Source organism: Dyadobacter sandarakinus, from assembly GCF_016894445.1.
In the GTDB taxonomy this organism is placed as follows: Bacteria; Bacteroidota; Bacteroidia; order Cytophagales; family Spirosomataceae; genus Dyadobacter; species Dyadobacter sandarakinus.
Genome location: NZ_CP056775.1, coordinates 4,209,144 through 4,231,965 on the forward strand (window position 1 = coordinate 4,209,144; position 22,822 = coordinate 4,231,965).

Annotated in this window: 18 protein-coding genes; 8 read left to right on the forward strand and 10 right to left on the reverse strand. The window is 48.8% G+C overall.

Going from position 1 to position 22,822, the window contains the following annotated elements:
• Positions 1-34: 34 nt before the first annotated feature.
• Both HWI92_RS17020 and HWI92_RS17025 read right to left on the reverse strand, forming a co-directional pair.
• Complete coding sequence (locus tag HWI92_RS17020; protein WP_204657489.1) at positions 35-2,164, reverse strand: type IA DNA topoisomerase; 2,130 nt, start codon at positions 2,162-2,164, stop codon at positions 35-37.
• Between the two features lie 9 nt (positions 2,165-2,173).
• A complete protein-coding gene (locus HWI92_RS17025; protein WP_204657491.1) occupies positions 2,174-2,344 on the reverse strand; it encodes a hypothetical protein in 171 nt (56 codons plus the stop codon).
• Between the two features lie 193 nt (positions 2,345-2,537).
• On the opposite strand from HWI92_RS17025, the gene HWI92_RS17030 reads away from it, so the two are divergent.
• The 3 genes from HWI92_RS17030 to HWI92_RS17040 all read left to right on the forward strand — a co-directional run bounded on the left by HWI92_RS17030 (position 2,538) and on the right by HWI92_RS17040 (position 3,727).
• Positions 2,538-2,870: a type II toxin-antitoxin system RelE/ParE family toxin gene (locus tag HWI92_RS17030; RefSeq protein ID WP_204657494.1), complete on the forward strand. Its 333-nt coding sequence runs from the start codon at positions 2,538-2,540 to the stop codon at positions 2,868-2,870.
• Between the two features lies 1 nt (position 2,871).
• Positions 2,872-3,198 carry a helix-turn-helix domain-containing protein gene (locus tag HWI92_RS17035; RefSeq protein WP_229248166.1) on the forward strand — a complete coding sequence of 109 codons (327 nt, stop codon included), beginning with the start codon at positions 2,872-2,874 and terminating at the stop codon, positions 3,196-3,198.
• A 139-nt stretch (positions 3,199-3,337) separates the two neighbouring features.
• Positions 3,338-3,727: a hypothetical protein gene (locus tag HWI92_RS17040; protein WP_204657496.1), complete on the forward strand. Its 390-nt coding sequence runs from the start codon at positions 3,338-3,340 to the stop codon at positions 3,725-3,727.
• A gap of 86 nt (positions 3,728-3,813) precedes the next feature.
• Here HWI92_RS17040 and HWI92_RS17045 read toward each other — a convergent pair whose 3' ends face one another.
• Positions 3,814-5,454 (reverse strand): carboxylesterase/lipase family protein, encoded by a 1,641-nt coding sequence (locus tag HWI92_RS17045; RefSeq protein WP_229248176.1) that lies wholly within the window; start codon positions 5,452-5,454, stop codon positions 3,814-3,816.
• Positions 5,455-5,649: 195 nt separating this feature from the next.
• Between HWI92_RS17045 and HWI92_RS17050 the strand changes: the two genes are divergently transcribed.
• A complete protein-coding gene (locus tag HWI92_RS17050; RefSeq protein ID WP_204657498.1) occupies positions 5,650-6,198 on the forward strand; it encodes a putative antibiotic biosynthesis monooxygenase in 549 nt (182 codons plus the stop codon).
• A gap of 94 nt (positions 6,199-6,292) precedes the next feature.
• On the opposite strand, the gene HWI92_RS17055 is transcribed toward HWI92_RS17050, so the two are convergent.
• The 6 genes from HWI92_RS17055 to dgoD form a co-directional block, all read right to left on the reverse strand.
• On the reverse strand, positions 6,293-6,439 hold the full coding sequence (locus tag HWI92_RS17055; protein WP_204657500.1) for a DUF2256 domain-containing protein: 147 nt from the start codon (positions 6,437-6,439) through the stop codon (positions 6,293-6,295).
• Between the two features lie 50 nt (positions 6,440-6,489).
• The gene (locus HWI92_RS17060; RefSeq protein WP_204657502.1) at positions 6,490-7,497 is read right to left on the reverse strand and encodes an acyltransferase family protein; all 1,008 of its coding nucleotides are present in this window, start codon (positions 7,495-7,497) and stop codon (positions 6,490-6,492) included.
• Between the two features lie 1,148 nt (positions 7,498-8,645).
• Positions 8,646-9,497, reverse strand: a complete 852-nt coding sequence (locus HWI92_RS17065) for an SDR family oxidoreductase (protein ID WP_229248184.1) — start codon at positions 9,495-9,497, stop codon at positions 8,646-8,648.
• Positions 9,498-9,772: 275 nt separating this feature from the next.
• Positions 9,773-10,441, reverse strand: coding sequence for a YiaD family glycine zipper/OmpA-like lipoprotein (locus tag HWI92_RS17070; protein ID WP_229249403.1), 669 nt, complete (start codon positions 10,439-10,441; stop codon positions 9,773-9,775).
• Positions 10,442-10,459: 18 nt separating this feature from the next.
• Positions 10,460-11,284: a tetratricopeptide repeat protein gene (locus HWI92_RS17075; RefSeq protein ID WP_204657504.1), complete on the reverse strand. Its 825-nt coding sequence runs from the start codon at positions 11,282-11,284 to the stop codon at positions 10,460-10,462.
• Positions 11,285-11,565: 281 nt separating this feature from the next.
• Positions 11,566-12,714, reverse strand: a complete 1,149-nt coding sequence (gene dgoD, locus HWI92_RS17080; protein ID WP_204657506.1) for a galactonate dehydratase — start codon at positions 12,712-12,714, stop codon at positions 11,566-11,568.
• A 261-nt stretch (positions 12,715-12,975) separates the two neighbouring features.
• Here dgoD and HWI92_RS17085 point away from each other — a divergent pair, with 261 nt between their 5' ends.
• Both HWI92_RS17085 and HWI92_RS17090 read left to right on the forward strand, forming a co-directional pair.
• A complete protein-coding gene (locus HWI92_RS17085; protein ID WP_204657508.1) occupies positions 12,976-15,933 on the forward strand; it encodes a CBM96 family carbohydrate-binding protein in 2,958 nt (985 codons plus the stop codon).
• A gap of 105 nt (positions 15,934-16,038) precedes the next feature.
• A complete protein-coding gene (locus HWI92_RS17090; RefSeq protein ID WP_204657509.1) occupies positions 16,039-16,899 on the forward strand; it encodes an alpha/beta fold hydrolase in 861 nt (286 codons plus the stop codon).
• Positions 16,900-17,007: 108 nt separating this feature from the next.
• Here HWI92_RS17090 and HWI92_RS17095 read toward each other — a convergent pair whose 3' ends face one another.
• Positions 17,008-19,428: a TonB-dependent receptor gene (locus tag HWI92_RS17095; RefSeq protein WP_204657511.1), complete on the reverse strand. Its 2,421-nt coding sequence runs from the start codon at positions 19,426-19,428 to the stop codon at positions 17,008-17,010.
• Positions 19,429-19,575: 147 nt separating this feature from the next.
• Here HWI92_RS17095 and HWI92_RS17100 point away from each other — a divergent pair, with 147 nt between their 5' ends.
• Both HWI92_RS17100 and HWI92_RS17105 read left to right on the forward strand, forming a co-directional pair.
• A complete protein-coding gene (locus HWI92_RS17100) occupies positions 19,576-20,667 on the forward strand; it encodes an RtcB family protein (protein WP_374757904.1) in 1,092 nt (363 codons plus the stop codon).
• An 85-nt stretch (positions 20,668-20,752) separates the two neighbouring features.
• Positions 20,753-22,630 (forward strand): T9SS type A sorting domain-containing protein, encoded by a 1,878-nt coding sequence (locus HWI92_RS17105; RefSeq protein WP_204657515.1) that lies wholly within the window; start codon positions 20,753-20,755, stop codon positions 22,628-22,630.
• The last annotated feature ends 192 nt before the right edge of the window (positions 22,631-22,822 follow it).

Below are 22,822 nucleotides of genomic sequence, written 5' to 3' on the forward strand. Positions count from 1 at the left end.
TAAACTGCCTGGTTCTACAGGCTGGTAAGCTGATTCAGCCTACTTCAAAATTAAAATCCCCGTTCATGACGAGCTTTGCGTCGATTGGCTCGGGATTTCCGGGAATCTGCAATCCTTTAATCCTGGCAGTACGGCCTTTGCTCAGGAGATCAAAGACATGCTTGTCGGTCAGTTTTTTACCTAAAAATTCAAATGGAATCTTAAATCCGCAGGCCTGGAAATTGGAACACCCGTAAGCCGTTTTTCCTTTTTTGAGCAAATGCGATTTACATTTCGGGCAGGTGAGTGATTCGATATTGATCTCCTCCTTGGGCGCTCTGGGTTTGGCGGGTTTTTTCTCTTTTTCTTCAATCATAATTTCAGCAGGCGCGTCTGCTGTCACGCTGATTGCTTTTCCGCGGTTGTTTTTCACTTCCTGCGTCAGGTCCACCACCATCTGGATCAGCTCCTGCTTAAAGGTTTCCATGGAATAATCACCCTTTTCGATCAGCCGCAGCTTACGTTCCCAGTTGCCCGTGAGCTCTGCACTTTTCAGCAGCTCGTTTTCAATGGTATCAATGAGGTCAATGCCCGTTTGTGTCGCTACAATGTTCTTCTTTTTCTTTTCAATGTAACGCCTTTTGAACAGTGTTTCGATGATATTGGCCCGCGTGGACGGGCGGCCTATCCCATTGTCTTTCAGAAGCTCGCGCATTTCTTCATCTTCCACCTGTTTGCCGGCTGTCTCCATGGCGCGCAGCAGGGTAGCTTCTGTGTAGGCTTTGGGGGGTGTGGTTTTTCCCTGGTGCACGCGGGGTTCGTGCGGACCTCTTTCGCCTACCTCAAAATTGGGCATTACCTTTTCTTCCTCTTCCTTTTTCGCGTCGTTTTCCTTTTTATCATTTGCATAAAGCGCCCGCCAGCCCGGTTCAAGGATTTGCTTGCCCGTCGCCTTAAATTCCACCTGACCGACTTTCCCCAAAATCGTTGTATTCGAAACTTTACATTCGGGATAAAATACAGCAATAAACCGCCGGGCCACGAGGTCATAAATGCGTTTTTCATCCTGACTAACATGATTGGGCAAGACACCGGTCGGAATAATCGCGTGGTGATCGGTTACCTTTTTATCGTCGAAAACATTCTTTGATTTCGGAATCGGCTTTAACAAAAGCGGAGCTGTGAATTCAGCGTAGAAGGTAAGTTCTCTTAAAATGCCCTCGACTTTCGGATAGATATCTTCCGAGAGATAAGTGGTATCGACGCGGGGATAGGTAATGAATTTCTTTTCGTAAAGATTTTGGGTGTGCTTTAAGGTTTCCTCGGCGGAGTAGCCGTACTTTTTATTGGCCTCCACTTGCAGGGAAGTCAGGTCAAACAACTTCGGGTTTCCTTCTCTGCCTTCTTTCTTTTCAAATGCAGTGATTTCAAAATCGTGCTGCAACAGATAAGCGAGGCCTTTTTGCGCTTTTTCTTCACTTTTAAGCCGCTCGATGGTCGCCGTGAATTCTGTTTCCCGGTAAATGGTTTTCAACTCCCAATACTCCTCCGAAACAAATGCATTGATCTCCTTCTGCCGCTGCACGATCAGCGCGAGCGTAGGTGTCTGCACCCGCCCGATGCTCAGCACTACCTTTCCCTGCCCGAATTTTTTGGTAAACAGGCGTGTCGCATTCATGCCCAGCAGCCAGTCGCCGATTGCGCGGGCGCTGCCGGCTGCGTATAAATTGTTGTAAATCTCGCTGTCTTTCAGCTTCTCAAAACCCTCGCGGATCGCCTGCTCGGTGAGCGACGAGATCCAGAGCCGCTTCACGGGCACATTGCATTTGGCTTTCAGCAGCACCCACCGCTGGATCAGCTCGCCCTCCTGCCCTGCATCCCCGCAGTTGATCACCTCTTCGCATTGACTCACCAGACTTTCAATCACGCCAAATTGCTTTAACGCACCTGCATTATCGATCAGCTTGATACCAAAGCTAGGCGGGATCATCGGCAGATCTTCCAGCCGCCATGCTTTCCAGCGCTCGGTGTAGTCGTGGGGCTCTTTCAAGGTGCAAAAATGCCCGAAGGTCCAGGTCACCTGATATCCGTTTCCCTCAAAATACCCGTCCCGGCGCTGATTCGCACCGATCACTCCCGCAATATCCCTGGCCACACTGGGCTTTTCGGCAATACACACTTTCATAATGCAAAGTTACTTCGCCGACTGCTTCCAACCTTTGATCAAAAAGAAAACAGATGCCATAAAGGTTATCAGATAAATGATCGCCAAAGGTGTATTTTCAAACTGAAAAGTCTGGAAATCAAACTGTTTGTATAAAGTAACACCCAAGATAATAGCGACAATCGCCCAGATCGGATTCATTGAATTCATTGGTTTGCAGCAGTTCGGGCGAAAGTACGAAAAAGGGGCGTTTGGCCTGTCCACAAAAAAAGCAACTGATGTAAAAGGACGAAGGTTGGATTGCTAGTTGATGCTGAAAAGTACAGTACCCTATTGCCATTTTAATGAATTGTTGCAATATTTGGAAACTTTACTGTCCTGGTATTGACAACACATGCACTATTTTCAAACCCGGTTTCTGGAAGAAGCCAACCAATTCATCGCTAGCCTTGATGTAAAAGCTGCGAAAAAAGTGTTTTACAACATTGATGTCGCTGAACAAACCAACGACCCAAAGCTTCTAAAAAAATTGAAAAATGATATTTGGGAACTTCGCACTACTTACGGGGGATTGCAAATAAGGCTACTTGCATTCTGGGACAAAACAGATGGGAAAAATACTTTGGTAATTGCTACCCACGGATTTATTAAAAAGACAGACAAAGTCCCAAGAAAAGAAATTGAACGAGCAATAAAGATCAGATCAACGTACTTTAATAATAAATAAAATGGCAGCCAAAGAAATGAAATCATACTCACTGACCGAGATGAAAGACAAATACATCGGAAAGGTCGGAACTACTGAACGGGATGAATACGAATATGAACTTCGTATGGATATTTTGGGACGAATGATAAAAAGTGCACGGCAAGAACGCAACTTAACGCAAGAACAGTTAGGCCGGCTTGTCGGTGTGCAAAAATCTCAAATTTCCAAGTTAGAAAGTAGCACGAATAGTGCAACTATTGATACAATTATGAAAGTATTTAAGGCTTTGAAGGCTGAGATTCATTTCAATGTTACTTTGGAAGATCAGTATTTGAAATTGATATAATACAATCTACTCACACCGCACACTTTCACGAAGACCTCCCTCTCTTATCTTCCCAAACAAATGCGGGTAGAATTATAACACGTGCAAAGCCGTCGCTTAAAAACCCTCACTCCCACCCACATTTCTTGTACTTTTGAGCATGAACAAAAAACTCATCTTCCTGCTCGTCATCTTTCTCATTGGCGGTTATATCGTTTACGACTCTGCCACACTGCCCAAAACAAGCGATCTGAAAGGGAATTTTAAGGAAGTTGCGACCTATCGCAATGAAAATAATACCGGCCCGATCACGCGCATTTACGCTGTTTCTGTCGGAGAGCCGATCATGGAGGAAATGAAAAAGTATGGCGACCTGATGCCCTACACCAAATATGGCACGACCACGGTTTACTTCTTCAATGCAGCCAAACCAGTGCCGGCCAACCTAACCAGCACTGAGCCGCATTTTGATGAGAAGTATGAGGATAATGTCATTGCAGTTTATAAGAAAGACCAGAATGGTGGGGTAGAATTCGGCATTGAGCGCTGAAAAATGGGTGCGCAGTTTGACAAGTGGGTCCAAAAAGGCTCCCGGATCAGATCCGGGAGCCTTTCCATTTTGTATAACACAAATACCTAATTCTTCGTAGCCATTTCATCCATCAGCAAATAGCGGCCTTTGTGCTTGTCTGTTTCCAGCCTCGTATCCACATCAATGTACATATAAGGTGCATCTCCCTCCGCTTTTACCGGCTTCCATTCGGGCAGGCCTTTTCCATTCGGATTGTGGGTTTTGATAAAATTCGCAAAATACTCCTGCATGGTCGCAGATACCTTCTGGTCCTCAGGCGTCCAGGCATAAACTTTATTATACGACAAATTGCCCATGGCGTATTCAATTTCGGCCGAGTGGACAGCCCCTTTGGGCAGCGGGGCTTTTGGAGCAGCGGCATCCGTGTTTTTGGAAACGCCGCCTGCCAGGTTCGCAGTCACATTCCCTGCTTCGGCATTCATAGCCGGACGCGGACGACCGTACAGGTAGCGGTAAACTGGTTTGCCCCCGCCGGTTTTACTTTGAAGATCAATCCATTTCCACGTACCAAAACCAATAAAACGGTCGCCAGCCAAGTCCGTCGCCACCTGCTCCACTTCCTCATCCGACGAGGCCGAATATTCCTTCAAGACCTTTTCTGCCTGCTCGCCGTACAACTTTTGGACTGCCGTCGTATAATTAGCTGCGGTAGGTGCTTCTTTACCCAAAACCATGCGGTAATTCATCTCTTCCGTATTCCATCCTGCCAGTAAGGGTACCTGCGATTGCCTGCCCTCCCGGAATGTTTTCAAAGGCGGTTCAGGAAAAAAGTAGCCGTCCACAGCCGAAGAAAACCGGGGAACTCCCGGGCCGGCAGTCGCTTTCAACAATTCTTCTGCAGGAATGGCGCGCATGTCCGTCAACGTTTTTTTGCCCAGCTGCTCATTGAATTTCGCGCCCGCCTGCTCCGCCTGGCTTAGCGGCACCGGAGGCAGCGTGCCCAGCACCGACCCACTTTCACCGATCGCTGCCGCGAACAGATTTTTGGAAAGGGGTGAAGCCATCAATGCGCTGACCGACAGCGATCCGGCCGACTCTCCTGCAATGGTAACCCGGTTGGGATCACCTCCGAATGCCGCAATATTATTCTTCACCCATGCCAATGCAGCTGCCTGATCCAGGTAGCCATAATTTCCGGATGCTTTGTGCGGCGATTCTTTGGTCAGATCCTCTGAGGCATAAAACCCGAAAACGCCCAGACGATAGTTCACGGTCAGGCTCACAATGCCTTTTTGTGCCATGCTCTCTCCATCGTAACGACCTTCGGAACCGTCACCAGCCACAAATCCGCCGCCGTAGAAATAAACCAGAACGGGCAGTTTTTCTTTTGCGGACTTGGCGGGTGTCCACACATTCAGGTACAGGCAATCTTCACTCATTCCATCCGACCGGAAGCCCATATCACCAAAAACAGCATTTTGCATAGCCCTCGGCCCGAACTTGATCGTCTTGCGCACACCCTGCCAGTTTTTGACCGGTTGCGGCTCGCGCCAGCGAAGTGCACCCACCGGAGGCGCAGCGAAAGGAATACCTTTAAATGCCCGGATACCCGACTGCTCCTGCACACCCTCAACGGTTCCATTCACTGTTTTGGCTGTTGGGGCGGGAGCTTCTTTCTGAGTCTGGGCGGTTGCAAAATGCGTCAGCTGCAGTGCCGCCAGAATGGTCATTATAATCGCTTTCATAGGTTGGAAAATAGTAAAATACAGGCCTGTGTCAATCGTAAAACCACATGGTCGTACGATAAGACGATAATAAGAAATAATATTGGAATTCTGTCTTTTCTTTAAATAACCTGATAGGGCAGCGCTCTTCAGACACATTTTTTGCATTTTTAAACATTGCCTGACAATCACGAACATTTTAGAATAACACATCCCATGGCTATTCATGTAGCGATTACGCGTAAAGTACTTCCCGGGAAAGAAGAAGAGTTTAAAGATGCGCTCCGGCACTTTCTGGGCGACTCTTTTTTGCACGGCGGTGTACATGGAGCCGCCATGATCACAGCGCTGCCGGGAAGTGACAACCGTGAGATAGGGATATTACGGACGTTTGCAGACCAGCGTGAGCGGGATGCTTTCTACAACTCCGAACTTTTCAGGGAGTGGGAGGCTTATGCATCCACCCTGACCGAGGAGCCGGTCTATCGCGAACTTACCGGCCTGGAAGCCTGGTTTCGCTCACCCGGGGCTCCTCCGAGATGGAAAATGGCAGCTGCGACGCTTTGCGGGGTATATCCTACCAGCTTACTCCTGAGCTATACGCTTGGACCTTACATCCAGGGACTTCACCCTACATTCAGGACGCTGATTGTGGCCGGATGCATGGTGGCCATGCTGACCTGGGTTGTCATGCCGCAAATTACAAAGATGCTTAAACCCTGGCTTTCAGGAAATTCAAAAGATAGTAAGGCGGGCCAGGCTTAGCATGGACTTTATCCTGCCTATATAGGCAATAAAGCCTTTTTCTGTATACGTGTTTATTAATGGTTACCATTTACGCTAATTCCGCCTCATGCTATTATAGCGGATGCTGTGCCGGTTTGGATTTGCGGCAGCGATCACTGCAGTATTTAACTTCGTCCCAAACTTTCTCCCACTTTTTCCGCCAGGTAAATGGCCGGCCGCATACGGCACATATTTTCTGCGGCAGGTGCTGCTTTTTCATGTAATACAATTACCCTTTTGAACAGGCAGCACAAATCCTGTTCCCGGATTTTAATTACTGGTTTCAGATTTGTCTTTCGAAAAGAAATCCAGCGACCTGTCCGACGATTTCTTGAGAATGTAAGAGGATAATACGATCAGCACAATCGCGAATATATAATTCATAGGGAACATAATACTGGAATCCCCGATAGCGTGGACGATAGAGAAATGTACAATGTATATGTCCAGTGTCAGGTAAGAAACGAATATGATTTTCTGATTGAAAGACGTGGAAGCACTGGTATTCAGGTAAGCGCTTACCCGCAGTGACATCAGGTAAAATGCATATGTCATGATGACGAGCAGTACCGGATATATAAACTGAATCGAACCGTCGAAGTGGAGCTTGGTAAACAGGTATTTGGGAATGTAAAAAACAATTACGCTGATCAGCAGAACGGGCATCAATGCAAGCCAGCCTACTTTCTGCTCTTGTAAATGGAGTTTTCCAACCCGGCTGAAGATACTGTCATTTTTAGACACAATTGCCCCGAGCAGCATGATCATAAAGTAGTAAATCCAGTGAGCCCTGGTTGGATTATCCATGAAATCGATGGTCCAGCTGGCATGATCGTAAGTAAACAGGAAAAAACAGGCGAAGGCAATATAGTTGACGATCAAAATGATACCCAGGTATTTATCGAGGTACTTGATCAGGGGAAAAAAGACAATGTAATAAACTACAATCGCCTGCAAAAACCACGATCCGTTAAAAAACAACCAATCATACCAGCGGTAATCCTCTTTCAGGACAACCAGTGAAAACAGGGTAAACACCAGAAAGCTGGGATAAAGACGCACAATCCGCTTTTTGAGCCAGGGAAGATAATCATAGCCTTTCTTTCTGATTCCCAGCGAAAGCGTATAGCCCGAGGTAAAGAAAAAGATCGCATTTCCGATGCTGCCTCCTGTACCCAGTGCGGATAATCCTGCGGGAAAGAGCTTGTCTGAGTGAGAATTAACAATCAGAAATGCAGCAAATGCCCGCAAAACATGAATAAAATTGATTGAATTCATTTTAAATGTTTGATAAAACTGATGATTTATGAATAGTTAAAATGCGTTCATTAATCCGCTGTGTGCCAATGAAAATATAAGATCTGCATAGGATAGATTATCCACAGTATGGATTAGCAATTATGTTCATAAATGCCAGCATTGTATTCCGGGTATTTTGATTCGGGACGCTTGAATGTCTGCTTTAATGCAGCATTTTTAACGAGGTGAGTGGGTCTGTATGCTCGAAAAAAGTTCGTATTTTTTATTACTTCTTAATCCTGAAATGAAGTTGCTGCAAGCCGGTAAATTTCGGCAAGTAACCGTTTACCAAAAATTTATATGATTAACTTTCACAGGTCCTGTTTCCATTCGTAGAAATATTAACAGGCGGCAAAACTATAAAACTACAATTACATTTCACGCATATAGTCATTTTATTTTTTTGTAATAACCTCCTGGCACATAAGGCCCTACATTGATATACTAGTTTTATAAATCACATAGAATTAATTGCATATCAGCTGCATTGCAGTAGTTGAGACGGCTATTTGCAGTATTACTTTAAAGCTAATATACAAATCTGTTACAGCTATCTCGTACGGGATAAAAATACATAGCTAAAACAATGTGGCATTTTACGACAGTTTGAGGCAAGATAGTACAGCTGCAAAATCCGGTAATTCACAAGACAATTTTTTAATTCAGAATTGTAAATATGTTTTTAATTGCAATTACAAATCCATGGTATTTGCAACCCGCGTATGAACCTATACAATGCTGATTAGTTATAAATATTTTTCTTATTAACCGGTAATTATATATCCTTGGCAAAATTTGATTCTACCTTAATTATTTAGCATTAAATTAGGATTGAATACCGGAAAATACCCGGTCTTTTTAGTCGCTGTGTTTCGCCGTTACAATCTCATTCCGGCATTTTATTGCACAGAATTATCAATAACATTTGATCTTACAAGTGGATGAAAGCAGTGTCTATCCAATAAAAATCGGCACCTGGAAAAATGACAGGCACATGCTGCATTGCCACTAAATGCAGAAAGCCCCGGAGTTGGTCCAGAGCTTTCTGCATTCGGCTGTTTGTATCAGAAAAAACTAAATGGCACTGTGATCAGACAGGTACCAACATGTACCTGTTTGCACGGCCATCAGGGATTTAACCTGCTAAAATATTCGGCAATCGTTTCGTTGTTGGCTTTTGCCCTGCCTTCACTGGTCCCGAATGTGAGTTCGTTGCTGCCATTTTTCAGCTGCTCAAAAATGGACTCAATAAAGTCGCTGACCGGCGGCGCAGTGTTGTGCAGGCCTTTTCCGCCCAGCTCGGTGTTCAATGCAGGAGGGATAATCTCCACCACCTCAATGCCCGACTCTTTCAGCTGATGCCGCAGTGATAAGGTAAATGAGCGGAAAAACGCCTTCGTAGCGCTGTAAACCGCCACCTTCGAAAACGGAACGAACGCAAGCCCGGAAGTGACGTTCATGATGGTCGTGAGGGATTTCAGTTTCAGGAACAGCTCGGTAAGGTGCAGCGGCGCGAGGATGTTGATCCCAACCTCCTGCTGTGCCTTCTCAAAAAAATCGTCCTGCGCGATATTCACCCAGTTTTGTATGCCGGCATTGTTGACGAGCACATTGAGGTCGCTGTGATTTTCGGTCACCCAGTTAAAAAGTGCAATCCGCTCAGCCTCGATAGACAAATCGCATTGCTTGATGATCAGCTGCGGAAACTTAGCGGCAGCTTCACGGAGCGCATCCTCGCGCCTGCCGCAAATGATCACCGTATTATTTTCCTGGATAAACCGCTCAGCCAGTCCCAGCCCGATACCGCTGGCCCCGCCCGTAATCAGGATCTTGTTATTGGATACATTCATAATTTGAAGCTTGTAAATAGATTTTTGCAGAATACGATCTTCTGACCAGAAGTCTTCATCCAAACCGATTTTCAGGATTTTAAAATCCTGAAATGCTCCGATTTTTCCTGCTTTTGCAGTCTGCCACATATCATCCCTGCCGGAGATCGCAGCGGATCACTACAATGCAAAATCCGCCAGACTGTGTGTTTGGTCAAAACCAGAGAAGAACATACGCATAGTCATTAATGCCTTGATCGTGCAGGATGAACGCGTCAACAGCAAAGTCTAAGGCTTAATCCAGTCCGACACCTCGGCCGAAAATGTCAAAATCCTCTTGGAAAGGTAAATTACCCCTCGACACAAAACACAAACACCCCGGCACATGCAAATGTTGCCGGGATGTTTGTGTTTTGCATCAATCCTTATTTCAGATCTCCTTTTTCTGCGTCTTTCTTCATGCTTTCATTTGCATAAATCGCCACTTCTACGCGGCGGTTTTTTTCACGGTTGGCCTCGCTGTCATTTGCAAACTTCGGCTGGGCTTCGCCGTACCATTTCGTATTCAGCCTGGATGAAGGCAGATTCTGTGATTCGAGATAAGACGATACTGCCTTGGCGCGGCGCTTGGATAGCTTCATATTGTAATCGTCAGAGCCGGTATCATCCGTATGTCCTTCGAGCAGGATCTGCGTATCGTCGTACTTTGCCAGAATGCCCGCAACTTTGTTGAGCTCCTGTTTTGCATCATTGCTGAGTTCCGCCGAATTCAGCTTAAAAAGCAAGCCCGAATTGAATGTCAGGTTAATGCCCTCTCCTACCCGTTCCACCGTCGCATCGGGAATGGCCTGCTTCAGCTCCTCCGCCTGCTTGTCCATGTGCCGGCCAATGAGGTACCCCGCCGATCCGCCCACAGCTGCCCCGATCAGCGCCCCGATGGCCGTATTGTTCCCTGCGAGCTTACCCACTGCAGCTCCGGCCGCAGCGCCGCCCGCTACGCCGATACCTGTTCCTTTTTGTGTGTTGTTCAGGCTTTTACAGCCAAACAGAAATGCAAATGCTACTACTATTACGCTTTTTTTCACAACTGAAATGATTGATTTTCAAATTAATTATTCACAAATCATGCTGGACAGCAGGTCAAGCTGCAAATTCTTCAGACCAAGTTCTGAGGCTTTCTGTGACTCTGCACAAAGATTTCGCTTTTCCTGAGCAGTCATCCTGCCCGACAGCTCCTTGATGTCCGTAGTCCCATACTTCTGATGCATCTCTTTCAGACGGGCCTCTGTTCTGATCTGGTATATTTCCAGATCGTTTTTCCCCAGGTTCACAGCCTTATCGTATGCATTGAATGCCTGGTCGTACTGTTCCGCTTTTACAAGCATATCTCCTTTTTGTATGTAAAAAGCAGGATTTTCAGGATCGATCTCCATGGCTCTGGTCAGGTTTGAATCTGCTTCTGCCGACTTGTTAAGCTGAAAATCCAGCTGGGCAAGACGTGCGTACATGGCTGCCCGTGCTTTTACGTTTTTGTTCTTTTTTGTAAGACTGGTAATGGTTTCGAGGTCAGCCCTGGCATCTTCTTTCCGGCCAAGGTTATCGTAAGCATAACTCCTTGCATAGTAGGCCATGACACTTTTCTTTTTGCTGACCTTGATGGCATTGTTGGCTGCTGTCACCGCAGACTCGTACTGTTTCAAACCATTGGAAGCCACTGCCAGGCCCACATTTCCTTCTTCTTTGGCATCCTTCGCAGAGCAGTCTTTAAGTATTTTGGTAAAAGTGGCCAGTGCCTCCTCATATTGTCCATCGCTGTTCTGCCTGTTGCCGGCCTGTACTTCCCGGAAGCATTTGTTGGACATGGTAATCAGCTGCTGGGCCTGTAAGGATGCGGGCGTCAGCAGTGTAAAAAGTAGGATTGTTTTCGTATTCATCATGAAATGCCCGTGTGTCGGTTGATCAGCATTGTAAACTCATTACGGACCCTGTCCCGGATCTGTTTTCTTTTTTTACTGTCAAAACGTGTGATATAAATCTGTTCCAGCACCATCGTCTTGTTTCTTCTTTTTACACAGAAACAAACTGCCTGCGAGTACCGGATTTTTCATAAATCACTGACAGACAAAAAGAAAGGAAGCTCTTTTCTGCTATTGCGAAAAAGCCTCCTTTGAACAAAAAAATACCGGGGCCGGAAAGACAACGGTTTATTCCGGCAAAATCACCACTCTGCGGCACTGCCGTCTTCGTGCGACCACAGCGGGTTTTTCCAGTTATGCCCTGTTTCCGCCATTTTCCGCACCTGCGCCTCATCCACCTGAATGCCGAGTCCGGGACCGGAGGGTATTTTCACAAATCCACCCTCGTAATCGAATACCGTCCGGTCTTCCAGGTAATCCATCAGGTCGCTTCCCTGGTTGTAGTGGATCCCCAGGCTTTGCTCCTGGATAAATGCATTGTGGCAGGTGGCATCCACCTGCAGGCAGGCTGCCAGCGCAATAGGCCCGAGCGGACAATGCGGCGCCGCAGCCACATCAAACGCCTCGGCCATCGAGAGGATTTTCTTGCACTCTGTAATCCCGCCGGCATGTGAAAGGTCCGGCTGTATAATGTCGGCATAGCCGTCAGTCAGCAGGTTTTTAAATTGCCAGCGACTGAACATCCTTTCTCCAGTTGCGATCGGAATGCTCGTAAGGTTGGCGATTTCGCGCAGTGCCTCATTGTTTTCGGGGAGTACGGGCTCCTCGATAAACATCGGCCTGAATTGCTCCAATTCCCTGGCAAGTACCTTGGCCATCGGTTTGTGCAGCCTGCCGTGAAAGTCTACCCCTATATCCAGTCCATAACCTACCGCATCACGGATCGAGCCTACACGCGCCAGCACCAGGTCTATTTTTTCGTATGAATCCACGTACTGCATTTCGTCAGTACCATTCATTTTGATGGCTTTAAAACCATTCTGAAAAGACAGCTTTGCCGCATTGGCCACATCCGCGGGCCGGTCGCCGCCGATCCAGGAATATACTTTGATCTTATCCCTGCATTTGCCTCCGAGAAGCTGGTAAACAGGTGCATTGTAAAACTTGCCTTTGATATCCCATAATGCCTGGTCAATGCCCGCTATGGCGCTCATCAGGATCGGCCCGCCGCGGTAAAACCCGCCCCGGTACATGGTGTTCCAATGCCCTTCAATGTCCATCGGATCTTTACCGATCAGTGTTTCCATTAATTCTATCACGGCGGCTTTCACGGTTGCGGCTTTGCCCTCGATCACGGGCTCACCCCAGCCAATAATGCCTTCATCCGTCTCAATTTTCAGGAACAGCCACCTCGGAGGCACCTGGAACAGCTCGTAACTTTTAATTTTCATTTTTTACCGGTTTTATAAATGCAGAAAGCCTGGAAGCAAACAGCCAGCGTATTCCCTCAAAGCTAAAAGTATGTTGTGAAAAGTTTATATCGCAAAGTATGCAGGCAGCAATCCGGTCGTGCCTGCGCGAAATTTCTTGTATGTATCACTATCAATTAAAACTTATTATAACTAACTTAAAATCAGTTTCCTACACCTTCATGACACTCCTATTTTGCCGGATGGATTTTCAACTTTCACATCATCAGAATCATGGTGCCCATGAAAACATTTCTCACGCAATCACCCTCGGGACCTGCGAATTTCGCTGTGCTGCTTTTTGCCTGCACGCTCTGCATTTCTTTGTTTTCCTTGCCGGTTTCCGGCCAGCCTGCAATCGTATGGGACAAAACACTCGGCGGTACTTACATTGACGAAGCCAGAGCTGTAAACCCCACCAGTGACGGCGGCTTTATTGTGGCAGGCATCTCCTACTCGGGAGCAGGCGCCGACAAGTCCCAGGCAGCCCGCGGCAATGCAGACTACTGGGTTGCCAAGATGCGTGCAAATGGTACCAAGGAGTGGGACAAAACCTTTGGCGGCACAGGGATAGACAACCTGGTGACCGTGCAGCAAACCACAGACGGCGGATACATCCTCGGCGGCTGGTCGGAGTCGGATGCAGGCGGGGACAAGTCCGAAAACGACCGGAGCGGTACTACCGGCACACGCGGCGACTATTGGCTGGTCAAACTCAGTGCCAGCGGCGCCAGGCAGTGGGACCGGACGCTGGGCGGTACTTCATCCGAGATCCTTAAATCAGTAATACAAACTGCTGATGGCGGGTACATTGCAGCCGGGACATCGGGGTCACCCGTCGGTGCAGACAAGACAAATCCGGCGATCGGCACAGGCATTTCGCAGGACTACTGGATTGTCAGGCTTACCGCAAACGGAACAAAAGTGTGGGATAAAACGCTGGGAACAACGGATTGGGACGAGCTGGGCGGCATGGATATCAATGAACAAGGCGGATATACGCTGATCGGACTGTCACGGGGCACTGCTTCCGGCTGGCAGATCCTCAAACTGAGTACCACTGGCATTGTACAATCGCAAAGGAAACTGGCACACAGTGTGAATGGCTACATTTCAGAAATACACCACACTGCCGACAATGGATATATCGTAGGTGTGCGTACCGAGCCCCAAAGCCTGGGTTACCAGGCTGTAAAGCTGGATGCAGCCGGCGATCAGGTCTGGGAGAAGTTTTTCCGTGGCGTCAACCACCAGGGAACATCCAACTCCGAACAGCTGACCTCCATCATCCAGGCACCCGATGGCGGCTATCTGCTGGCAGGTTACACATTCAGTGATGCGGGCCGCGATAAGTCGGAAGATCACCGGGGTGAGGAAGATTTCTGGGTGGTCAGGCTGGGGGCCGACGGTTCAAAACACTGGGACAAAACATTGGGCGGCTCCCGCCAGGATCTGGCTTTTGCCATTACCCGGGTTGCCGACGGCAGCTATGTTGTTGCCGGAACGTCGTTTTCAGGTGCCGGAAATGAGAAAAGTGAAAATGCCCGTGGTGAGAACGATTTCTGGATTGTAAAGCTGGATTCCGGGGCTGGTAAACCTATGCTTTCCTTTTCGGCCAGCCAGCTGAACTTTACGGTTAACCAGGGTGCCTCTGCGCCACCACAGGCGGTGATGCTCGCAGCCTTGCAGGGTGAACCCGCCCTGTCGCTTGCCAAATCACCCAACAGCAGCTGGCTTGTACTTCCGCAGGCTTCCACGGGCACCCTCTCATTCGGGATCAATGCAGGGGGGCTTGTACCCGGCGTATATACAGCTGAGGTAACCGCTTCGGCTGCGGGGTACGTCAGTGCGCATTTTTCTGTCAGTCTTACGGTACTCAGTACCAGCAAAGGTACTACGGTGCGCATCAATGCAGGTGGAAATGCTTTTACCACAAGTGACGGACGGACATTCAGTGCCGATATGTATTATGGCGGTGTAAACCGTGTTCATTCCATTCCGTCCGGTGATATTATTGGTACAAATGATGACGGCCTCTACCGCAGTGAGCGGAGCTCTGCTACATTCAGCTACAATGTACCCGTCAAAAACGGCGACTACATGATCGTACTTCATTTTGCGGAAATCTGGTTCGGAGCGCCGGGCGGGCGGCCGCTCCAGTTACGCCAGCGATTGTTCAACATTGATCTCGAAGGATACCGCATTTACACAGACTACAATGTGGTGGCGCATGCCGGCGCTCCGATGAAAATGACGCGTGAAGTATTTCCGGCGATCATCAGCGACGGTACTGTAAACCTCGGTTTTTCAGCAGGAGCGGCCGACCTGCCTACGCTGGCTGCACTGGAAATAATCCCGCTGGCCGAGTTCTCTACTGAGCTGGAACTGCCGGTACTGGCCGATGCGACGGTACGGGACGGCAGTTTTGCAAATCAGAACATGGGTACCCTGCCTGTGCTCGATGTGAAAAGCGGGCCCGGCGACGGCGTCAACCGCAACACATACCTGCGGTTTTCAACATTGAACTTATCAGACATTTACGCTGCCAGACTGCGCATTTACGGAAACAATGCAGAAGCCGGAACGAATGTAAACCTGTCGGTATATGGTGTCGACAATGATGCATGGACCGAAACCGGCATTACCTGGAACAATGCGCCCCAGGGCATCGCCGCGGCAGACGGTTATGTGAATGTGAACAGTACGCAGGACTTTTATGAAGTGGATGTTACCAGGTATGTGCGGCAACAGACAGAAACGGACAGGCTTGTATCCTTTGTACTGAAAAATCCTACGGCAAAAAACCGCCGGCTGGCATTTGATAGCAGGGAAAATACGTCCGGAAATGCACCGAAGCTGATCGTGGTGACCCGGGAAGGATTTTCTGATACTTACCGCAAAGCCGCGGCCGCGGAGAATACAGCCTTAAACATCCTTCCGGCAGAGGCTGGCTCCATCATTTTGCCGAATCCTGTTGCGGGTACGTTCAGGGTGAGGGTATCGGATCAGCACCACGGAAAAACCTCGTACAGGGCCATCAGCCAGTCGGGCCAGGAAGTAATTCCGCTGGAAAGCAGCAATATGGATGTACAGACCCGCGAAACCGAGATATCGGGTCAAATGCTTCGTACCGGGCTGTATTTACTGAAAATCCAGTCGGAATCGGCTGCGGAGACCTTGAAATTGATGATTGTAAAATAAGCCATTTCGATCCTGTAAAAAGTGGGCTGCTCAAACATCGCGCCGGCCTGCTGGCACGATGTTCTTAGCCTGTTTACCCTCAAAAAACCGCAGCCGATGCAAACCATGGTGCCAGTAAAGTTTAGGTATGAATACCAGTATGTCAACGGAATTATGCTGCACGTGGGACACCTCGGACCTGACACGGGTGAAAAGATCTTTTTCCTGCATGGGTTTCCTGAATTCAGCCAGGCCTGGATCAAGCAGGCGCAGTTTTTTGCGGAAAAAGGCTACCACGTCATCGTTCCCGACCAGCGTGGATACAACCTCAGCAGAAAGCCGCTTCACATCAAGGATTATCAATTAAAGATCCTGGTAAATGACATCGTTGCATTAATCGTCTCGGTAACCGCCGACCCGGTCGTCATCGTAGCGCATGACTGGGGTGGCGGTGTGGCGTGGGTACTTGCTCAAAACCATCCCGGCCTGATCAAAAAGCTCATCATCCTGAACATGCCGCATTTGCAGGTCATGAAAAATAATCTCCGCAAAAACCCCAAGCAAATGCTGAAAAGCTGGTATGCGGTATTTTTCCAGCTCGGGATCATACCCGAACGACTCTGCGGCCTGTTCAACTACAAAGCGCTCGAACTGGCGATGGTTAAAACTGCCCGGCCCGGCACTTTCCCGCGGGATTATATATCTGCATTGAAAAAGTCGTGGAAGCAGCCAAACGGATTGTCCGGGATGATCAACTGGTACAGGGCTTATTTCAGATTTCCTGTACATACCGGTGCCGAAATCATAGTACCGGTACTGTTGCTCTGGGGCGCAAAAGATACGGCGCTATCCGCTGTTATGGCCGAACAAAGCATCGGCAAATGCCGCAATGGTAAGCTGATCGTTTTTGAAACGGCCACGCACTGGCTGCACCATGAAGAGCCTGAGAAGGTCAGTCACGCTATTTACGACTTCCTGAACGGATGATGCTGAAAGGCCGGCTGCCATATTTGGAAAACAAGCATGCAAAGAAAGAGCGACCGGAAGAGCTATGTCTCCCAGTCGCTTTTTCTTGCAGGATCTTTTAAAATATACCTAGAAAGTGTAGGTAAAGTTGGCCAGCAAGGCACGTGGCGTCTGAGGCGCGATCGTAGACCAGCCTTTAAAATATTCTTTGTTAAATGCATTGTTCAGCTTTAAGCCGATGCGGTAATGTTCTGCCTGGAAAAACAGGGATGCATTGGCGACCGTGTAAGCCGGAAGCATAAAGTTGCCGGTTGAGGCATAGTTGATCGCATACCTTTCACTCGCTCCGTTCATGCCCACGCCCAGTCCAAATCCACGCAGCTTGCCGGAGGATACTTCATAATTGGCCCATGCATTGTAGGTATGCTTGGAGCCTGCTTCGAGCGGACGTGTGTTCAGGATATCATTGTTGTCCGATTTCGTAATTTTGCTGTCATTGTTACTATAACCAGCCCTGATGTTCAGCCCGTTTACAGGATTTGCATTCAGCTCTACTTCCAATCCTTTACTATACACTTCTCCACCCTGGATTTTATTGAAAGGCGAGGCCGGGTCGGTAATTACCTGGTTGCTTACCCGGATGTCATAGTAGCTGATGGTCGCATTCAGCGTGTTTTTGATGATGTTGGTTTTAATCCCGAATTCGATCTGGTTAGCCTGCTCGGGCCGGAATGTCTTGATGGTTTGCGGACCATCTTCCGGATTGCCTACAAGTGCCGGTGCTACGTTCGTAAAACCGTTCTGGTAGTTTGCAAAAACGGATACCTTGTCGGCAACCGGCTGGTAAAGAATTCCGAATTTGGGCGACAATGTGGTCTGATTGTAGTTATCGTCCGAAGTGATCACACTTCCTGCATTGTCAAAGTGATCGAGACGCAGACCTACCATCACCGACAACGTCCTGGTCAGATTCAGTACGTCGGAAGCATACGCACTATAAATGCCATACTTTGATTTGGCATTGGAAACCGGCTGCGATGCCAGTACGGCGTCCACACCGGCAGTGGAAAGCGGGTACTCGGTTGTTTCAACTTTTTCGGTAAGCGGATTATCACCGCTTACGCCGCCCTGAGGGGTCACATTTCCGTAAAATGCATAGCCCGTACCGTTACTTGTTGAAATGGCCGAGAAATAATCCAGTCCCAGTACTACCCTGTTTCTTAGCGTACCGATCCCAAAATCACCGATGAAATTCTGCTGAATATCCGACGTCCCGGTATATTCATTTTGCTTGTTCAGGAAGCGTGAAAAAGTATCGTTTTCCAGCACGCCGAAATCAAACAGGTACGTATAATAACCTTTCGTAGAAGTTGCACTTTTTGACACCAGGGTTTGTGACTGCCAGGTGTCCGACAGCTTATAATCCATTTCGACGCGGTAGTTCTGCGTCGGATTTTGCAGGGTCAGGTCATTGCTTGTAAATGAAAGCTTGTAGTTGTAACCCAGGTCCCTGATGTTTCTCGAGTGCTGCGGGGCACTTCTGTTCAGGAATAAAAACATAGGATTGGTTTGCTCCGCCTGCGTGATCTCCCCGTAAAATGAAAAGGAAAGGTTGTTGTTCACTTTGTAAGAAAGCGAAGGGGCTACAAAGAAGGATCTCCTGAAACCCGCATCCTGAAAGCTGCGCTCGGTGGCATATGAGGTATTCAGCCTGAAATACAGATTTTTTTCTTTGCTCAATGCCGTGTTGAAATCACCCGTGATCTGGTTTAATCCAAAGGAACCTGTGGTAAAAGAAAGCTCGCCGCCGGTACCTACATAAGGTTTTTTGGTAACCACATTGATAAGCCCTCCGTAAGAGCTCACCGCATTCCCGAATAAGGTAGCAGAGGGTCCTTTCAGTACTTCAATGCGCTCGATGTTGGCAGGATTAATCGTTCCGTTTGTAAGTCCCGGCAAGCCATTGACCAGCTTGGGCTGTACAGAAAATCCACGCAGTGAAAAGTACCCGGCCCCATCGCCCCCGCGTCCTGTTGAAGTCCAGAGGTTTTCGACACCGGTTGCATTTTTCAGGGCGTCGTCAAAGTTGGTAACGATCTGGGATTTCAGCAGGTAGTTGGTAATGGTGCTGTAAACCTGTGTATTTTCAAAATCTTTCAGGGGCAGCTTGGAAACGTAGGCGGTTTTGCTGCGCGAAAATTTGTTTTCCCGCTCGCCTTCCACAACAACCTCGCGCAGGATCTCGTCGCCTGCATACAAAATGACGGTTTCCAGATCCACTTCATTCTGCGAAATAGTCAGAGGTATCTCCTTGGTTTTAAAGCCTATGGAAGAGACCGACAGCACATATACACCGTCCGTAATGCCTGAGATTTCGAATGCACCTGTGTGATCGGTTGTGGTTCCGAGGCTGGTATTTTTGACAACCACACTGACGCCCGGCAGGCCTGTTTTCGTGTTGTCCAACACAGTTCCGCGCACTTTGCCCGTCTGGGCGAAGGACTGAAATGATAACAGAAGACTTAACGAGAAAGATAGAAGAAGTTTCATTAAACTTATTTAGACAGAATATAAATTAATCCGCAAATGTATTTTCTACAAAGAAGACTTCCAAGCTATTTGTGACTTTTTGCAGGGGCAGCTACGGCAGGATGACCAGAATATGCCGCTCCCCTGCCTTCATATACTACGCTGCCCATATTGGTAGCAGGCGCCTTAATGCCCGATGCGCATCAGGGATATGGCCTGCCCATTGGCGGGGTGCTGGCCATGCAGGCCGATATGATCATTCCCTATGCCGTGGGCGTGGATATTGCCTGCCGTATGTGCCTGAGCATATTTGACCTGCCCGCCGTGCTGGTAGACAGGGAAAAGGAAAAGCTGAAAAACCTGCTCCTTGATCATACGCATTTCGGGATCGGCAGTAAAACCAAAGTACACTACGACACCAGCCTGTTTGACCGTCCGGAATGGCATGCATTCAAAACTGTGAAAAGCCTGAAAGATAAGGCTTATGCACAACTGGGTACGTCCGGTACCGGAAACCACTTCGTAGAATGGGGTGAGCTGACCGTCTCTGAAAATGCATTGGAAGGTATACCAGCCGGAAATTACCTCGCATTGCTGTCCCACTCGGGGTCAAGAGGATTCGGGGGGAGCATTGCCAATACGTATTCAGCAATTGCAATGAAGAAAACGCTGCTGCCCAAGGAAGCGAAACACCTGGCATGGCTGGACATGAATACCGACGAAGGAGAAGAATACTGGATGGCCATGAACCTGGCTGGTGATTACGCATCCGCCAACCATCACGAGATACATAATAAAATAGCTCGCGCATTGAACATTCAGCCTGTAAGCCGGATTGAAAATCACCACAATTTTGCCTGGAAAGAAAAGCTGGCCGACGGTACAGATGTGCTTGTACACAGAAAAGGTGCTACACACGCCGGTGAAGGTGTACTGGGCGTAATTCCGGGATCCATGAGTACACCGGGTTTTGTGGTGCGCGGGAAAGGCAATGCCGCTTCCATCCATTCAGCCTCGCATGGTGCGGGCCGGCTCATGAGCCGGAGTGCAGCTTTCAAAACCATCAGCAAAGCCGATGTAGACCGGAACCTGCTCGAAAAAAGATTAACCCTGATCGGCGCCGGCCTGGATGAAGCTCCTATGGTGTACAAAGATATTCACGCAGTAATGGCCGCACAGGCCGATCTGGTGGAAGTACTTGCCAGGTTTCAGCCCCGGATTGTAAGAATGGCCGACGCCAGGGAAAAAGCCGAAGATTAACCATCCCGGGCGTAATATATTACTACTGGCAATCTCCGGCAAAAATCTGTTACTTGCAGCTAGTCAACCACTTAACGCTAAATATATGAAAACTTTTAGCCCGGGTCACTGCTTGCTCCTGCTGTTTTTTGCCTTGCCTGCCGGTCTTTTTGCTCAACCGGCTATTCAATGGGATAAGACGATCGGCGGAAACGGAGGAGATTATTTCCAATTTATCAGCCCCGCTTCCGACGGCGGGTACATCCTCGGCGGCTCGTCGGACTCGGAAGCAGGTGGGGACAAAAGTGAGGGTAGCCTGGGATTGAGCGATTATTGGATCGTAAAGGTTGCTACTGACGGAACGAGGCAATGGGACAAGCGGTATGGCGGCGATCAGTATGATGTTCTGCAGGTGGTACGACCAACATCCGATGGTGGCTACATTCTGGGCGGGCACTCCTATACCGGCGCAAATGGCGATAAGTCCGAGCCCAATCATCCGCCCTATGAGACGGATTTCTGGATTGTCAAGATCAATGCCGAGGGTACCAGGCAGTGGGACCGGACGATCGGGACCGAGGATAACGATGAGCTGGCTGCCATGATCCAGACAGAGGACGGCGGCTACCTGCTGGGCGGCCGTGGTCCTGCGGGCAGCTCGGGGGACAAAACCGAGCCGCAGCCTGGTTTCTGGATTGTAAAATTATCTTCTGAAGGCAGCACCGAGTGGGACAAAACGTACTTTACTACGGATGAGCTGAGTACCATTACCTGCATCACCAAAGCTGCCGGCGGAGGCTATCTGCTCGGCGGAAATACCTACTCGGGCAGTACCGTGCACAAATCGGAAAATGGCAGGGGCAACCAGGATATGTGGCTTATCAGGATAGGCGAAGACGGAAGCAGGACGTGGGACAAAACAATCGGAAGTGCCGGACAGGACGGACTGTTGGCTATGCAGGAAATCACAGGCGGCGGACTGATCCTCGCAGGAAGCTCTGACGGGCTAGCCAGCGGCGACAAGAGCGAAGGTCAGAAAGGCCGGTTTGATTTCTGGGTCATAAAGCTGAATGCCGATCAGACTATTCAGTGGGACAAAACGCTGGGCGGATCGCTGCCAGGATCCAGTACGCCCTCGTCTATCGCCCTCACCCCCGACGGTGGCTACCTGATCGCGGGTTCCACCACCGGCCTTGCCAATGCCGACCTGTCGCGGGATGCAGCAGAAGAAGATTACTGGGTGGTAAAGCTGACCTCCTCGGGCAATAAAGTCTGGGACAAACCTATGGGTGGTGCCGGGAGCGACCTGGGTATTAAAATATGCAATGCGCCGGATGGCGGCTACCTCGTTGCGGGACAATCCCTGTCGGGTGTGAGCGGGGACAAAACTGCACCTGGTAAAGGGGGTGATCGCGACTTCTGGCTTGTCAAACTTGCCCCGGAAGCTCCCCTGCCTGTTCACCTTTATGCTTTTTCTGTTTTAAAGGAAAATACATCCGCATTACTCACCTGGCACACTGCCACTGAAAGCCGCAGTGGCCGCTTTGAAGTGCAACATAGTACCGATGCGAAAGCCTGGAAGCACCTCACCAGCATACTGGGACAAGGCGAAAGCACCCAGCTGCATTCCTACCAGTACTTGCACGGCACTCCGGATACCGGCGACAACTATTACCGTCTCAAAATGTTGGATAAAGACGGCTCGTTTTCTTACTCTGCCATGCAGCACCTGAAATTCACTTCCGATCCCGGCATTACTATTTATCCAAATCCTGCTGCCGGTACTATCCATTTACAAACTGCCGACTGGTCGCAAGTAGCAGCTGTAACCGTGCTGAACACACAGGGGCAAACCGTGTACCAGGCAGAAAAAAGGCCAGTACAGCACATCAGCGCAAGCACGCTGAAACCGGGCTTTTATCTTGTAAAAATCAGTCTGACAAACGGCAACACGACCACGCGCAAAGTAGCAGTGCAGCCATGACGCTTGTTGATCCATATGCAGCAACACCTGCAAGCTGAGGTAGCGGAGTGTTTTTTGGATGTATGCAGGTTTAATGATCAGAGCTGGGGTTTTGATTGGTCTTGGGCAAGTGTATGAATGTCGTGTTTAAACGGAATAGAATATTTGCATCTGTATCCCAGGATTCTGGTGACTACGTGAACTTGACGGATT